This window comes from Paraburkholderia sp. PAMB 6770 (genome assembly GCF_057748135.1).
This window is the reverse complement of sequence record NZ_CM173238.1, coordinates 513,012-528,935: the sequence shown is the minus strand read 5'-3', so window position 1 is coordinate 528,935 and position 15,924 is coordinate 513,012. Positions and strand designations below refer to the sequence as shown.

Here is a 15,924-nt window from a genome sequence, read left to right as displayed (position 1 = left end):
GGTCGACATGGTCAACACACACAATCTCGGTTTCCCCCGCATCGGCGCCCGGCGCGAACTGAAGTTCGCACTGGAGAGCTACTGGAAAGGACAGACTTCGCGCGACGCGCTCGAAGCGCTCGGCACGGAGTTGCGCGCGCGCCACTGGGCCGCCCAGGCGGCGCTCGATCTCGTCCCGGTCGGCGATTTCGCGTTCTACGACCAGGTGCTCGACATGAGCTTCACGCTCGGCAACCTGCCGGAGCGCGTGCGCGACTTTCATGGCGATACGCTCGACAACTACTTCCGCGTCGCGCGCGGGCGCTCCGCGCACGCCGGGCAGGCTCACGACGCCTGCTGCGGCGGCGTCGCGGCCGGCGAGATGACGAAATGGTTCGATACGAACTATCACTACATCGTGCCGGAGTTCACCGCGACGACGCAGTTCTCGCTCGACGCGTCGCGCCTCGTGCGCCAGCTCGCGCAGGCGCGCGCGTGCGGCGTGAACCCGAAGCCGGTGATCATCGGGCCGCTCACCTACCTGTGGCTCGGCAAGTCGAAAGACGACTCCGACCGCCTCGCGCTGCTGCCGAAACTGCTGCCGGTGTACGGCGCGCTGCTCGACACGTTCGCGGCACAGGGCGTGGACTGGGTGCAGATCGACGAGCCGGCGCTCGTCACCGAACTCGATCCCGCCTGGCAACAGGCGTTCGAAACCGCATACGCGGCGCTCGAAACCCGTCGGGTGAAACTGCTGCTCGCCACGTATTTCGGCCCGCTCGAAGACAATCTCGCGCTCGCACGCGCGCTGCCGGTCGACGGCCTGCACGTCGACGCCGTCCACACGCGCGAGGAAGCGCTGCAGCTCGCCCGCGACCTGCCGGGCGAGCGTGTGCTGTCGGTCGGCGCGATTAACGGCCGCAACATCTGGAAGACGGACCTTGCGGCGACGCTCGACTGGCTCGAACCGCTTGCCCGCACACTCGGCTCGCGGCTGTGGATCGCGCCGTCGTGCTCGCTGCTGCACGTGCCGGTCGACCTCGCGAGCGAGCAGAAGCTCGACCCCGAGATTCGCGCGTGGCTCGCATTCGCGTTGCAGAAGCTCGACGAACTGAACGTGCTCGCGCGCGCGCTCAATCACGGGCGGGCGTCGGTCGCGCCCGAACTGGCCGCGAACGCCGCGGACATCGCGCGCCGGCGCGCATCGCCGCGCGTGCACAATCCGGCGGTCAAGGCGGCGCTCGCGAAGCTCGATGCATCGCTCGGCCAGCGCGCCAGTGCCTATGCGCAGCGCGCGCCGCAGCAGGCTGCGATCCTGAACCTGCCGCGCTACCCGACCACGACGATCGGCTCGTTCCCGCAAACCGCCGAGATCCGCGCCGCACGCAGCCAGTACCGGCGGGGCGAGCTCGACGCCGCGCGCTACCAGGACGCGATGCGCCGCGAAATCGAGCGCAGCGTGCGCGAGCAGGAGGCGCTGGGGCTCGACGTGCTGGTGCACGGCGAGGCCGAACGCAACGACATGGTCGAGTATTTCGGCGAACAGCTCGACGGCTACGCGTTCAGCGAGTACGGGTGGGTCCAGTCGTACGGTTCGCGCTGCGTGAAGCCGCCGATCCTGTTCGGCGACATCAGCCGCCCGAAAGCCATGACGGTCGACTGGATCACGTACGCGCAATCGCTGACGAAGCGACCGATGAAGGGGATGCTGACCGGCCCCGTGACGATCCTGAACTGGTCGTTCGTGCGCGACGACCAGCCGCGCGCGGTGTCGTGCTACCAGCTGGCGCTCGCGATCCGCGCCGAGGTGCTCGACCTGGAAAAAGCCGGCGTGCGCGTGATCCAGATCGACGAGGCGGCGCTGCGCGAAGGGTTGCCGCTGCGCCGCTCGCAATGGAATACGTACCTGCACTGGGCGGTGGAGTCGTTCCGTATCGCCGCGAACGGCGTGCGCGACGACACGCAGATCCACACGCACATGTGCTACTCGGAGTTCAACGACATCATTGCGTCGATCGCCGATATGGACGCCGACGTGATCACCATCGAAACCTCGCGCTCGGACATGGAGCTGCTCGATGCATTCGATCACTTCAGTTATCCTAACCAGATTGGGCCGGGCGTCTACGACATCCACTCGCCGAACATTCCGGATACCGGGCACATCGTGACGCTGATGAAGAAGGCGGCGGAGCGTATTCCGGCTGAGCGGCTGTGGGTCAATCCGGACTGCGGCCTGAAGACGCGCCAGTGGGATGAGGTGATCCCCGCGCTCGGCAACATGGTGGCGGCCGCGCGGGCACTGCGGGCGGGAAGCTGACGCGGCGCGATGCGCATGCGGGCGGGCGATGCCGGCGGCTACCGGGGCATCGCCCGCCCGCCGGCCCGGCGCAAAGCCGTAAGCCCGAGCACCTGCAACACCGCGGCAACCGATGCTTCAGTGGATTGCACGCTCGTGTCGATCGACAGATCGGGCGCGTGCGGAATGTCGTAGACGTCGCCGATACCCGTCAGGTTGGCAATCTCGCCGGCGCGGGCGCGCCGGTAGAGACCCTTCGGGTCGCGCGCTTCGCAGACGGCAAGCGGCGTCGACAGATACACCTCGACGTACCGCGTGTCGCCCACCGCGGCGCGCGCGAGGTCGCGGTCCGCGCGATACGGCGAAATCAGCGCGGCGATCGCCACGACGCCCGCGTCGTTCAGCTGCCGGCAACGGTGCGCGACGCGCCGCACGTTCTCGCTGCGGTCCTGCGGCGAAAACCCGAGGTCGCGGCACAGCGTCTGCCGCACCGCGTCGCCGTCCAGCACCTCGCAACGCGTGCCGCGCGCGACGAGCGCGGCGGCGAGCGCATGCGCGAGCGTCGTCTTGCCGGAAGCGCTCAGACCGGTAAGCCAGATCGTGCAAGGTAATGTTTTCATTTGAAAGTCGGGGTGTCGTGCCGGGACAGGCCGGGGCCCATGTGTCGTACCGCGCGTCTGCGATCGTTGTGGTGGCTGCACATGGCGTGGCCGAAGCGGGGTAAGCCACTCGCTGCCCGCGATTAAGTGCGCCGCGCCCTTGAATGTCAAGAACCTCGCGAATCGCTTCGTGAGACATGCGCATGGATTCGTCTTCGGGAAATTCGATCCGCAGGCGGCGAGCGATCTGCTCCGGGGCCCCCATTGACCCATTTCCGGTCTCCGCGAAGCGGTTTATTTCGCCCCTTGAAAGGTGCCTGCTGGGGCCCGGCAGTCTCACGGCCATCGGCGTCACACAGTCACGCACCTTGCCCTCCAGGCGTTCCGGCACATCCTGATGCAGTCGCCGGTTGGTCGCCGGTTTCGCTGGTTTCGCTGGTTTGAGCCGTTTGGCAAAAGGCTCTGCTTTCCATTGTGCGACCGAAGCTCGATGCTCAAGGCGAGCAATCTCACGTCCCCAATGTTTTGGGCCGGGAGCGACCCGATCGCATTCACGCTCGGCGAATTACGGTTCGACATGAAAAGCGGCATATCGCCACGATATGCGGAATCAATATGATCCCACCGCAGACGACACGTCAAACTGAATGCCCTATCCGGGATTAGTTGACTACTCCAAAGCGCCGAATAAAATCGCGCTGATCGTGCAGGTGCGAAAAGTCTAAGCGCGATTAAAGAATCCGCGTTGTAAAGCCGTAATCCAGAAGTGCTCAGGACAGGCGGAACACAGGGGCCGCACCGCCTAGCACATTTCTGGTTCACGGAGATTCTTGAATGAATAAGATTTATCGAACGCTATTGGTTTCAACCGGCGCGGCATTGCTCGCAGCCGGCTGCGCATCGGGCCCGCAGTACAAGGACGTGGCATCCGCCATCCCGACACTCGCCCCCGATCACGGTCGCATCTATTTCTTCCGCCCGGGTAACTTTGCTGGATCGGCCATTCAGCCTGAAATCAAGCTTAACGATAAAGTCGTCGGACGCTCGGTACCGGGTGGCTTCTTCTTCGTCGATGAAGAGCCGGGCGAATACACGGTCTCGACCTCGACTGAAGTGGAGCGGGACATCAAGTTCACGCTGCACGCCGGCGACACAAAATACGTGCGTACTACCGTCAGCATGGGTTTGTTTATTGGCCATATCACCCCGACGCTCGATGATCCGGAAACCGGCCCTCAGGATATCGAACAGCTCAAATATACCGGCACTCCGATAAGCACCGCCGCGAAATAACGCTTCGCTGCTGCCGACCGCTTTGCTTCATCACCGGGCAGAACGGTCGGCGCTTCGGTTACAGGCTGATGCACGCTACGGCGAACAGCGTCGTGACGATCATGCCCTCAACGGCCCCAATAACGTGGCGATCGTGGCGATCGTGGCGACCATGGCGCTGGCCAGCAAGAAGGCCCGCACGCGTTTGGTGGCCTGCGCTGGCGAATCTGTTCGATCCATAGCTCAGACGCGTTCGTGCGCGCCAGCGTCGATGCAGTTCGAAAAGTCGCCCTTGTGCCCCAATCCATCAAATCGCTGCGCAGTGGCCCCGCGGGGATCGGACTCGACGGGCACGGGAAAAGTCCGCCGACGCGTTGATGGCGGAAGCGGTCGAGCGATACGCACGCCCTCGCACACGTGCTGCTCGCCCATGCTCCGAATGGGCGACGCAGCGTACCGGCGTGCTCCGTCCGTTTGCGCCCGTGCTTGATCGTTGATTGGTGGGACGCAAAACAAAAACCCCGTAAGTCGTCGACTTTACGGGGTTTCTGATTTGAATCTGGCGGAAAGGGTGGGATTCGAACCCACGATACGGTATAACCGTATACCGGATTTCGAGTCCGGCGCATTCGACCACTCTGCCACCTTTCCGGCTTTGAACTGCGTGGCTTTGCCACTTTCGCCGAGCGGGTCGCTGCTTGGCGAAGCGAAGATTATAGAACAGTCGCAGCGGGATTCCAAGCCCTTTTTAGCAAACCCGCCTCGGCGCGCCCGTCTGCGGCGCGTTTCATGCGTCTCATGCATCTCACGCGGCAGGCGCGTCGAGCCGTTCGAGCCCGCCCAGATACGGACGCAACGCAGCCGGCACCGTCACGGATCCATCGGCATTCTGGAAATTCTCCAGCACCGCGACGAGCGTGCGCCCCACCGCCAGCCCCGATCCGTTCAGCGTATGCACGAGTTCCGGCTTGCCCTGCGCATTGCGGTAGCGCGCCTGCATCCGGCGCGCCTGGAAAGCCTCGGTGTTCGAGCAGCTCGAAATCTCGCGGTACGTGTTCTGCGCGGGCAGCCACACTTCGAGGTCGTAGGTCTTCGTCGCCGAGAAACCCATGTCGCCGGTGCACAGCGTGATGACGCGATACGGGAGTTCCAGCTTCTGCAGGATCGTCTCGGCGTGCCCCACCATCTGTTCGAGCGCGTCGTAGGACGTCTCCGGCGCAACGATCTGCACCATCTCGACCTTGTCGAACTGATGCTGGCGGATCATCCCGCGCGTGTCGCGCCCGTACGAGCCCGCCTCGGAGCGAAAGCACGGCGAGTGCGCCGTCAGCCGGATCGGCAGCGCGCCCGCCTCGACAATCGACTCGCGCACCGTGTTGGTCAGCGAAATCTCGGAGGTCGAGATCAGGTACTGCGTGACGGTATTTTCCGCGCCGCCCTTCTCGACCCGGAACATGTCGTCCGCGAACTTCGGCAGTTGCCCGGTACCGTACAGGATCTCCGGATTGACGATGTACGGCGTATAGACCTCGGTATAGCCGTGCTGCTGCGTATGCGTGTCGATCATGAATTGCGCGAGCGCCCGATGCAGCCGCGCGATCTGCCCGCGCAGCATCGTGAAGCGCGCGCCCGCCAGCTTTGCGCCGGTCTCGAAGTCGAGGCCGAGCGGCGTGCCGACGTCGACATGATCCTTCACGTCGAAATCGAACTGGCGCGGCGTACCCCAGCGGCGCACTTCCACGTTGCCGGTCTCGTCCTTGCCGGGCGGCACGCTCTCGTGCGGCAGGTTCGGAATGCCGAGCATCAGGTCCGACAGGCGCGTCTGGATCTCGTCCAGCTGCGCCGCCGACGCCTTCATCTCATCGCCGATGCCCGCCACCTCGGCCATCACCGCCGACGCATCCTCGCCGCGCCCCTTCAGCGCGCCGATCTGCTTCGACAGGCTGTTGCGGCGCGCCTGCAGCTCTTCGGTACGGGTCTGGACGGCGCGGCGTTCCGCTTCGAGAGCGGAGAACGCCGCCACGTCGAGGGTGTAGCCGCGGTCGGCGAGGCGCTTCGCGACGCCGTCGAGGTCTTTGCGCAGCAGCTGGATGTCGAGCATGGAGGGACAGAAATTCGTTGTGTGAAGCCGCGATTTTAGCGCACCGGCGCAGGCGACCGGCCGTTCAGCGCTTCTTCGGCCGGTTCTCGCTGCACCACTGCGCGTCGAGCTCGGCGAGCCGCGCGAGCTTCTCGCCGATCCGCCCTTCGAGCCCGCGCGGGGTCGGCCGATACCAGCGCGGCTCGCGCATCCCGTCGGGCAGATAGGTCTCGCCGGCCGCGTAGGCGTCGGGTTCGTCGTGCGCGTAGCGGTAGTCGTGACCGTAGCCGAGTTCCTTCATCAGCCGCGTCGGCGCGTTGCGCAAATGCACCGGCACCGCTCGCGACGGCTCCTTGCCGACGAAGCGCCGCGCCTCGTTGTAGGCCATGTAGCCGGCGTTCGACTTCGGCGCGACCGCAAGGTAGAGGAGCGCCTGCGCGAGCGCCAGTTCGCCTTCCGGCGAGCCGAGCCGCTCGTAGGTTTCGGCCGCGTCGAGCGCGATGCGCGCCGCGCGCGGATCGGCGAGACCGATGTCCTCCCACGCCATGCGCACGATGCGGCGCGCGAGGTAGCGCGCATCCGCGCCGCCGTCGATCATCCGGCAGAACCAGTACAGCGCGCCGTCCGGGTTGCTGCCGCGCACCGACTTGTGCAGCGCGCTGATCTGGTCGTAGAACGCGTCGCCGCCTTTGTCGAAGCGGCGCAGGTTCTCCGCGAGCGCACTGCCGAGCAGCGCGCCGTCGACCGTATCCGCTTTCTGCTGCGCGGCGGCGCGCGCGACGATCTCCAGATTGTTCAGCAGCTTGCGGCCGTCGCCATCGGCCGAACCGATCAGCGCGTCGCGCGCCTCGTCGGTGAACGCGAGGCCGCCGAGCTCCTGCTGCGCGCGCGCGAGCAGCGCGCGCTGCTCGTCGTCGTCGAGGCTCTTCAGCACATAGACCGCCGCGCGCGAGAGCAGCGCGCTGTTCACCTCGAACGACGGATTCTCGGTCGTCGCGCCGACGAACACGAACAGCCCCGACTCGACGTGCGGCAGGAAGGCGTCCTGCTGGCTCTTGTTGAAGCGATGCACCTCGTCGACGAACACCAGCGTCTGCCTGCCGTGCGCGCGATGCACCTGCGCGGTCTCCACCGCCTCGCGGATGTCCTTCACGCCCGATAACACCGCCGACAGCGCGATGAATTCCGCGTGAAACGCATCGGCCATCAGCCGCGCGAGCGTGGTCTTGCCGACGCCCGGCGGGCCCCACAGGATCATCGAGTGGGCCTCGCCGGACTCGAACGCGACGCGCAGCGGCCTGTTCGGCCCGAGCAGGTGCGTCTGGCCGATCACGTCGTCGATGCTGCGGGGCCGCAGCCGCTCCGCGAGCGGCACATTGGCACGGGTTTCTTCGAACATGGCGTTTTGTGGATAATCTCGGCTTTCCGGGCGCGCAGCGCAGGCGGCGCACCCGGTCGGACCGGCACGCGCGCGGGCGCACGCGGCGGCACAGCCGTTCATTATGACAGCGGCCGCGCTCGCGCGAGCGCGCACGCCCCGCGGCCGGACCCGATACCGATACCACCACCGCACGACACGACAGGACAGGAAACCCCGACCGATGGCACTCGATCCGCTCGCCGGCAACGCCGGCTCCACTTACGCCCCGCTCACGCCCGTGCCCGACGCGCGGCGCGCGTTCCGCACCGTCGACGCGTTCGCGCTCTGGTTCTCGCTCGGCATCGGGCTGCTCGTCGCGCAGGCGGGGGCGCTGCTGGTGCCGGGCCTGTCGCTGCCGCACGCGCTCGCCGCGATCGGCATCGGCAGCGTGATCGGCGTGATCCTGCTCGCGCTGGCCGGCGTGATCGGCACCGACACGGGGCTCGCCGCGATGTCGTCGCTGCGTCCCACGCTCGGCGTGCGCGGCGCGACGATCCCGGCCGTGCTCAACGCGGTGCAGCTGGTCGGCTGGGGCTCGTTCGAGGTGATCGTGATGCGCGATTCCGCCGACGCGCTCGCGAAACAGGCGTTCGGGCTGTCGATGCCGCTCGTGTGGACCGTGCTGTTCGGCCTGCTCGCGACGCTGCTCGCGGTCAGCGGCCCGCTGTCGTTCGTGCGCCGCTTTCTGCGTACGTGGGGCATCTGGCTGCTGCTCGCGGGGGCCGCGTGGCTCACGTGGAACCTGCTCGCGCGCCACGACCTCGGCGCGCTGATGCGCCGTCCGGGCACCGGCGACATGTCGTTCGGCGGCGCGATCGACCTCGTCGTCGCGATGCCGCTGTCGTGGCTGCCGCTGATCGCCGACTATTCGCGCTTCGGCCGCCGCGCCGGCGAGTCGTTCCGCGGCACGCTGCTCGGCTACGGCATCGCCAATCTGTGGTTCTACGCGCTCGGCGCGATCTACGGCCTCGCCGCCGGCGGCGGCGACGCGCTGCTGACGGGCGCGCTCGCCAAGGCCGGCGGCGGCTTCGCGCTGATGCTGATCCTGATCGACGAGATCGATAACGCGTTTGCCGACATCCACTCGGCCGCGGTGTCGACCGGCACGTTCTGGACGCGCCGCACGGTGCCGCTGCTGTCGGCCGGCTTCGGCGCGCTGTGCACGGCGGTCGCGCTGCTCGTGCCGATGGCGAAGTACCAGAACTTCCTGCTGCTGATCGGCTCGGTGTTCGCGCCGCTGTTCGGCGTCGTGCTCGTCGATCACTTCATCGTCCGCCGGCGCCGCATCGATGCCGGCGCGCTCGCCGACCCGGCGGGCCGCTACGGCTACTCGGGCGGCTGGCATCTGGGCGCGTTCGCCGCGTGGGCGCTCGGCATCGCCGCCTACCAGGCGATCAACCAGTGGCTGCCGGATCTCGGCGCCACGCTGCCCGCGTTCGCGGTCGGCGCGCTCAGCTATCTCGCGCTGCGCGCGGCCCGCAAGACCGCCTACGCGTGAATTCCGGCGGATCCGCCGGCACGCGGCACGCGGCGCGCGCAGCAACGCGCAGCAAAAAGGGCCGCGCACGCGGTGCGCAGCCCTTCGCACAACCCCTCGCCGGCCGCTTGCGCCTGATACCCCGCGCCGGGCCGGGCGGGCGTTCAGCCGTTGATCACGTCCGCCCCCTTCGGCGTCGTGAACTTGAAGGTGCCCGGCGGCAGCGACGGATTCTTCTGGATGTTCGAGAACGTCAGCAGCGTCACGTTGCCGAACACGTCGTGCAGTTCCATGGCCTGCAGGTTGCCGTCGCGAAAGCCGATGCCGACGCTCTCGAACTGCGTGTCGCGCGCCTTCGGCGTCAGTTCGAGCCAGTCGATGCCGTTCTTCACGCCGGCATCGCGCAGCGTGAAATTCTTGTCCAGATCGTTGCTGCCGAACAGGATGGCCGCCGGGCTCGCGCCGAGCGCGTTGCCGAGCGGACGCACGGTCACCTGGTTCAGGTCCTTGTCGTAGACGTAGAGGTTCTGGCCGTCGGCCTGCAGCACCTGCTCATACGGCTTCAGGTACGACCAGATGAACTTGCCTGGCCGCGCGAACACGAACGTGCCGCTCGACGTGCTGCTCTTCGGCATGATCTGCACCGCGTCGCTCGCGATGTGCGCCTTGCTCGGCGCGCGCAGTTCCTGCTGCACGAAATCGCCGCGCGCCGACTGCACCTGCTGGACGAAGGCCCTCAACTGCTCGGTGCCGCTCGCGAACGCATGCTGCGCGACGAGCAGCGACGCGCCGATCGCCACGCCGCCGAGGCGGCGCGCAAGCGTGCGCGCCAGTTGACCGGCCCGGCCGGAATGGGCGTGAAGCCCCGCGTATTGCTGCATGTCATTCTCCGTGAATTGAATCGGATTCCTCGCCTGCCCGTGCCGCGCGAGAACGCGGCGCGGGCAGGCGAAGGAGGAAAGTCTGGGTACGCGGTCCGTCCGCGCCGCGCCGGCACGATTGCGCCCGCTCAGTCGGCTTCGCGCGCGGGCACCAGGATCTCGCGATTGCCGTTCGACGACATCGCCGACACGAGCCCCGACTGCTCCATCTGTTCGAGCAGCCGCGCCGCGCGGTTGTAGCCGATCCGCAAATGCCGCTGCACGAGCGAAATCGACGCCCGGCGGTTCTTGATCACCACCTCGACCGCCTGGTCGTACAGCGGATCGGACTCGCCGCCGCCCGCGCCGGTTCCCTCGGCGCCGGCCGATCCCTCGTCGCCCTCGCCGGACAGGCCGCCCTCGAGGATGCCCTCGATGTAGTTCGGCTCGCCCTGCTCGCGAAGCTTTTCGACCACGCGGTGCACCTCGTCGTCGGACACGAACGCGCCGTGTACGCGCACCGGCAAGCCGGTGCCGGGCGGCATGTACAGCATGTCGCCCATGCCGAGCAGCGACTCGGCGCCCATCTGGTCGAGAATCGTGCGCGAGTCGATCTTGGACGACACCTGGAACGCGATGCGCGTCGGGATGTTCGCCTTGATGAGTCCGGTGATCACGTCCACCGACGGCCGCTGCGTCGCGAGAATCAGATGGATGCCGGCCGCGCGCGCCTTCTGCGCGATCCGCGCGATCAGTTCCTCGACCTTCTTGCCGACCACCATCATCAGGTCGGCCAGTTCGTCGATCACGACGACCACGTTCGGCAGGCGCGCGAGCGGCTCCGGGTCGTCCGGCGTGAGGCTGAACGGATTCGGCAGCTTCTCGTCGCGCTTCGCCGCTTCGTCGATCTTGTTGTTGTAGCCCGCGAGGTTGCGCACGCCGACCTTGCTCATCAGCTTGTAGCGGCGCTCCATCTCGGCGACGGTCCAGTTCAGCGCGTGGCCCGCCTGGCGCATGTCGGTGACGACCGGACACAGCAGATGCGGAATGCCTTCATAGACGCTCATTTCGAGCATCTTCGGATCGATCAGGATCAGCCGCACCTGCTCGGCGCTCGCCTTGTAGAGCAGCGACAGGATCATCGCGTTGATGCCGACCGACTTGCCCGAACCGGTCGTGCCCGCGACGAGCAGGTGCGGCATCTTCGCGAGGTCGGCGCACACCGGATTGCCGCCGATGTCCTTGCCGAGGCCGAGCGTGAGCGGCGAGGCCGCGTCCGCGTAGACCGCCGAGCCGAGGATCTCGGACAGGCTCACGGTCTGGCGGCGCTGGTTCGGCAATTCGAGCGCCATGAAATTCTTGCCCGGAATCGTCTCGACCACGCGGATCGACACGAGCGACAGCGAGCGCGCCAGATCCTTCGCGAGATTGACGATCTGGCTGCCCTTCACGCCGGTGGCCGGCTCGATTTCATAGCGCGTGACGACCGGGCCCGGATACGCGGCGACCACGCTCACGTCGACGCCGAAGTCCTTCAGCTTCTTTTCGATCAGCCGCGACGTGAATTCGAGCGTGTCGGGCGAGACGGTTTCCTGCGCGGCCGGCGGCGCGTCGAGCAGCGCGATCGGCGGCAGCGTGGAGTCGCCCGGCAGATCGGTGAAGAGCGGCACCTGGCGCTCCTTCTCGACCCGCTCGGAGCGCGCCGGCGTGGCGACGGGCGGCACGATCATCACCGGCTCGTGGTCTTCGATGCGCACGCGGCTCTGCTCGACCTTGCCCTCGCGCCGCACCGCGGCGGCCTCGCCCAGCTTGCGGTCGCGCCCCGCTTCGCGGCGCAGGCGCGCGAAGGTGACCGCCGAAATGATCGAATCGCCGACCCGCTCGGCCACCGACAGCCACGAGAAGCGGAAATAGAGCGACAAACCGATGGCCAGCGCGAGCAGCAGCGCGAGCGTGCCGCCGGTAAAGCCGAGCGCGTGCGACACCGCGCGCGCGACGCCCTCGCCGACCACCCCGCCCGGCGCGCGCGGCAGCGGCACCTTCAGCGACCACATCCGCAGCGCCTCGATGCCGTCGCTCGCGAGCAGCACCAGCGCGAACGCGCATGCCTCGGCGAGCCAGCCGGCCGGCCGCGGCGGCGCGTCGGGCTCGGCGTCGTGGCGCGTGATGCGCCGGTAGTTCGCCGAGATGCGCCGGCCGAGCAGCACGACCCACCAGTAGGCGGACAGGCCGAACAGCAGCAGCAGGATGTCCGATGTCCACGCGCCGACGCGCCCGGCCCAGTTCGCGATGCGGTCCACCTGTGCGGCGTGGGTCCAGCTCGGGTCGTGCCGGCTGTAGCTGACGAGCGCCATCAGCAGGAACGCGCCGAGCGCGACCTGCAGGATCCAGCGGATTTCGGTGAAGAGGCGCGACATGCGGTGCGGCAATGCCTGCGCGCTCGCGGAATAAGGAGCTTTTGCCATTGATCCTGTTGCTTGCGCGGTCCGCGGCCGGGCGGATTGCCCGGCCGCGGACCGCCGGTACGTCTTGTTGCGGCTTATTGTAGCCGCACTGTTGCGGCCGGGGCTGTAAATGACGGTAACCGCTGCCGGCGCGCATCGCGAAGCCGGCGACGGGCCGCGCCGGCGCCCCGCGCGCGACGCTATCGCGCCCATCGGAAAGCCTCATGAGGCAGCGCGGCCGGCCCGCCTTTATAATGACGCCCGGATACCCATCTACGGTTTCAGCCCCCATTGCGCGGACGCGCCGCGGCGCGTCCGGCGTTTCTTACGGATTTCGATCATGCCCGCCACTTCCACGAAACATGCCAAGGTTCTGATTCTCGGTTCCGGCCCCGCCGGCTACACGGCCGCCGTCTACGCGGCGCGCGCGAACCTGGCGCCGGTGCTCGTCACGGGCCTCGCCCAGGGCGGCCAGCTGATGACCACGACGGACGTCGAAAACTGGCCGGCCGACGCGCACGGCGTACAGGGGCCGGAGCTGATGGCGCGCTTCCTGGAGCACGCGGAGCGCTTCAACACCGAGATCCTGTTCGATCACATCCACACCGCGAAGCTGCAGGAAAAGCCGATCCGGCTGATCGGCGACTCCGGCGAGTACACGTGCGACGCGCTGATCATCGCGACGGGCGCCTCGGCGCAGTACCTCGGGCTGCCGTCCGAAGAAGCGTTCATGGGCAAGGGCGTATCCGCATGCGCGACCTGCGACGGCTTCTTCTACCGGCAGCAGCACGTCGCGGTGATCGGCGGCGGCAACACCGCGGTCGAGGAAGCGCTGTACCTCGCCGGCATCGCGAAGAAGGTCACGGTGATCCACCGCCGCGACAAGTTCCGCGCCGAGCCGATCCTGATCGACCGGCTGCTCGCGAAGGAGAAGGAAGGCATCGTCGAGATCAAGTGGAACCACGTGCTCGACGAAGTCACCGGCGACGACTCCGGCGTAACCGGCGTGCGCATCCGCCATACGCAGACCGGCGAGAGCACCGCGTTCGCGCTGCAGGGCATCTTCGTCGCGATCGGCCACAAGCCGAACACGGACATCTTCGAGGGCCAGCTCGACATGAAGAACGGCTACATCGTCACGCACAGCGGCCTCGCCGGCAACGCGACGGCGACCAGCGTGCCGGGCGTGTTCGCCGCGGGCGACGTGCAGGACCACATTTACCGGCAGGCCATCACCAGCGCCGGTACCGGCTGCATGGCCGCGCTCGACGCGCAGCGCTACCTCGAAAGCATCGACGAAGGCATCGGCGAGCACGTGATGAGCCAGGAAGCGGAACGCTGAAGCGCGGGCGCGGCACGCGCCGCGCCACGCGCTTTCTTGTCCGCACGTCAGCACCATGGCGAAGAACCGGCCCCATCCGAACGACCCGCGACGCCGCGCCCCCGCGGCAGCCGCCGCGCCTGCACAACCGGACGCGCCGCTGCGCGCGCGTATCGAGCCGGCGGCGGGACTCGGCGCGCTGCGCGATGCGCTCAAGACCGACACCGAGCGGCGTGCACGGGCACACGCGGTAGCCGAGCAGGCGCAGCGCGAAGCGGCGGCCGAAGCGGACCTGTTTCGCCGCGAAATCGGCGCGGTCGCCCCGCTTGCCGCACCGGCGCGCGCCACCCGGGCGCGCATCCCGCCCGCGCCAACGCCGCTGCAGACGCAGCTCGACGAAAAAGCGGTGCTGCAGGAAGCGATCTCCGACGAATTCGATCCGGAGGTGCTGCTCGATACCGACGACTCGCTGTCGTACTGCCGGCCGGGCATCCGCTCCGAGGTGGTGCGCAAGCTGCGGCGCGGGACGTGGATCGTGCAGGCGCAGCTCGATCTGCACGGCATGCGCCGCGACGAAGCGCGCGAGGCGCTCGCCGAGTTCATCCGCGAAGCGGTCCGGCGCGGCCTGCGCTGCGTGCGCGTGATCCACGGCAAGGGGCTCGGCTCGGTCGGCAAGGAGCCGGTGCTCAAGGGCAAGGTGCGCGCGTGGCTCGTGCAGAAAGAAGAGGTGATCGCGTTCTGCCAGGCGCGGCCGCACGACGGCGGCGCGGGAGCGGTGCTGGTGCTGCTGCAGCCCGGTCAGGGGCCGTCGCATCCACATCCGCAGCAGGGCTAGGCGAGCGTCGCGGCACGCAGCCGCCGTACAAGGCAAAAGGCCCGTTGCGTGCACACGCAACGGGCCTTTTTGCATCGACCTTCCCGCCGTTACCCGAAGCGGCGGCCGAAGCAGCCGCCCGCGGGATTCCGGCAAGCTCAGGCGAGCCGCTCTTCGGTTGCCGGATCGAACAGCACCGCCTTCGATACGTCGAACAGCAGCGTCATGTTCGCGCCCGGCTGGGGATTCGACGCCGGATGCACGCGGCTCACGACGCGCTTGCCGTTCACCTGCGCGAACACCAGCGTGTCCGGGCCGGTGGGCTCGATCACGTCGACCTTCACTTCGACCGACTGCAACTGGCCGCCGCCCTCGCCGTGATGCGCGCTGCGCGCATCCGTCAGCCGCTCGGGACGCAGCCCCAGCGTGACGTCCTTGCCGATCTGGCTCTTCAGCGTGCCCGCCGCGAACGGCAGTGCGAGCACCGTGCGCGCGACGCCCGTATCGAGCTCGACCCCGACGCCCGCGCCCTGCTCGACCAGCCGGCCCTGGATGAAGTTCATCGGCGGCGCGCCGATGAAGCCCGCGACAAACAGGTTCGCCGGCGAATCGTAGATTTCCTGCGGCGCGCCGAACTGCTGCACGATCCCGTCCTTCATCACCGCGATGCGGTCGCCGAGCGTCATCGCCTCGATCTGGTCGTGCGTCACGTAGACGATCGTCGTGCCGAGGCGCTGATGCAGCAGCTTGATTTCCGAGCGCATCTCGATGCGCAGCTTCGCGTCGAGATTCGACAGCGGCTCGTCGAACAGGAACATCACCGGATCGCGCGCGAGCGCACGGCCCATCGCGACGCGCTGGCGCTGGCCGCCGGACAGCTGGCCGGGCTTGCGATCGAGCAGATGCTGGATCTGCAGCATGCCCGACACGCGCTCGACGATCTGCGCCTGCTCGGTCTTCGGCACCTTGCGGATGTTCAGCCCGAACGAGATGTTCTCGCGCACCGTCATCGACGGATACAGCGCATACGACTGGAACACCATCGCGATGTCGCGATCCTTCGGCGACAGCTCGTTGACCGTCTTGCCGTCGATCTGGATCTCGCCCTTCGTCACGGTTTCGAGACCGGCGATCATGTTGAGCAGCGTCGACTTGCCGCAGCCCGAGCCGCCGACGAGAATCAGGAACTGCCCGTCTTCGATGTCGATGTTGACACCCTTCAAGACCGGCACGCCGTTCGGGTAGGTCTTGTACACGTCACGGATGGAAAGGCTTGCCATGCTGTGAATCCTCTAGTCTCTGGTACGGCGCCGGATGCGCCGCGCGGCGGCGTCACCCGGATGCCGGTTCTTGCCGCGG

The 15,924-nt window shown here is 67.6% G+C and carries 11 protein-coding genes, 1 tRNA gene and 1 pseudogene; 5 read left to right on the top strand and 8 right to left on the bottom strand.

Annotated elements, in window-relative coordinates:
- The first annotated feature begins 7 nt into the window (after nt 1-7).
- Complete coding sequence (metE, locus tag AC3AP7_RS02535) at nt 8-2,299, top strand: 5-methyltetrahydropteroyltriglutamate--homocysteine S-methyltransferase (protein WP_475765889.1); 2,292 nt, start codon at nt 8-10, stop codon at nt 2,297-2,299.
- A gap of 38 nt (nt 2,300-2,337) precedes the next feature.
- Here metE and cysC read toward each other — a convergent pair whose 3' ends face one another.
- Nucleotides 2,338-2,898 (bottom strand): adenylyl-sulfate kinase, encoded by a 561-nt coding sequence (gene cysC, locus AC3AP7_RS02530; RefSeq protein WP_475765891.1) that lies wholly within the window; start codon nt 2,896-2,898, stop codon nt 2,338-2,340.
- A gap of 124 nt (nt 2,899-3,022) precedes the next feature.
- Nucleotides 3,023-3,480 (bottom strand): annotated as a pseudogene (locus tag AC3AP7_RS02525) (IS30 family transposase); the annotation flags it as partial.
- A gap of 231 nt (nt 3,481-3,711) precedes the next feature.
- On the opposite strand from AC3AP7_RS02525, the gene AC3AP7_RS02520 reads away from it, so the two are divergent.
- The gene (locus tag AC3AP7_RS02520; protein WP_475765892.1) at nt 3,712-4,170 is read left to right on the top strand and encodes a DUF2846 domain-containing protein; all 459 of its coding nucleotides are present in this window, start codon (nt 3,712-3,714) and stop codon (nt 4,168-4,170) included.
- Nucleotides 4,171-4,709: 539 nt separating this feature from the next.
- Here AC3AP7_RS02520 and AC3AP7_RS02515 read toward each other — a convergent pair.
- From AC3AP7_RS02515 to AC3AP7_RS02505, 3 genes are all read right to left on the bottom strand, one after another.
- Nucleotides 4,710-4,800, bottom strand: a tRNA-Ser gene (locus AC3AP7_RS02515).
- A gap of 154 nt (nt 4,801-4,954) precedes the next feature.
- Nucleotides 4,955-6,250, bottom strand: a complete 1,296-nt coding sequence (gene serS / locus AC3AP7_RS02510; protein ID WP_475765895.1) for a serine--tRNA ligase — start codon at nt 6,248-6,250, stop codon at nt 4,955-4,957.
- 64 nt (nt 6,251-6,314) lie between these two features.
- Complete coding sequence (locus AC3AP7_RS02505) at nt 6,315-7,628, bottom strand: replication-associated recombination protein A (RefSeq protein ID WP_475765898.1); 1,314 nt, start codon at nt 7,626-7,628, stop codon at nt 6,315-6,317.
- A 202-nt stretch (nt 7,629-7,830) separates the two neighbouring features.
- Here AC3AP7_RS02505 and cytX point away from each other — a divergent pair, with 202 nt between their 5' ends.
- Nucleotides 7,831-9,147, top strand: coding sequence for a putative hydroxymethylpyrimidine transporter CytX (cytX, locus tag AC3AP7_RS02500; RefSeq protein WP_475765901.1), 1,317 nt, complete (start codon nt 7,831-7,833; stop codon nt 9,145-9,147).
- 143 nt (nt 9,148-9,290) lie between these two features.
- Here the strand turns inward: cytX and lolA are convergent, their stop codons facing one another.
- Entirely contained in the window at nt 9,291-10,007 is a 717-nt protein-coding gene (lolA, locus tag AC3AP7_RS02495; RefSeq protein ID WP_475765903.1) for an outer membrane lipoprotein chaperone LolA, read from the bottom strand.
- A 128-nt stretch (nt 10,008-10,135) separates the two neighbouring features.
- On the bottom strand, nt 10,136-12,451 hold the full coding sequence (locus tag AC3AP7_RS02490; RefSeq protein ID WP_475765905.1) for a DNA translocase FtsK: 2,316 nt from the start codon (nt 12,449-12,451) through the stop codon (nt 10,136-10,138).
- Between the two features lie 319 nt (nt 12,452-12,770).
- Here AC3AP7_RS02490 and trxB point away from each other — a divergent pair, with 319 nt between their 5' ends.
- Both trxB and AC3AP7_RS02480 read left to right on the top strand, forming a co-directional pair.
- On the top strand, nt 12,771-13,772 hold the full coding sequence (gene trxB / locus AC3AP7_RS02485; protein WP_475765908.1) for a thioredoxin-disulfide reductase: 1,002 nt from the start codon (nt 12,771-12,773) through the stop codon (nt 13,770-13,772).
- Between the two features lie 55 nt (nt 13,773-13,827).
- Complete coding sequence (locus AC3AP7_RS02480; RefSeq protein WP_475765910.1) at nt 13,828-14,586, top strand: Smr/MutS family protein; 759 nt, start codon at nt 13,828-13,830, stop codon at nt 14,584-14,586.
- Between the two features lie 137 nt (nt 14,587-14,723).
- On the opposite strand, the gene AC3AP7_RS02475 is transcribed toward AC3AP7_RS02480, so the two are convergent.
- Nucleotides 14,724-15,845, bottom strand: a complete 1,122-nt coding sequence (locus AC3AP7_RS02475; protein WP_475765912.1) for an ABC transporter ATP-binding protein — start codon at nt 15,843-15,845, stop codon at nt 14,724-14,726.
- Between the last annotated feature and the right edge of the window lie 79 nt (nt 15,846-15,924).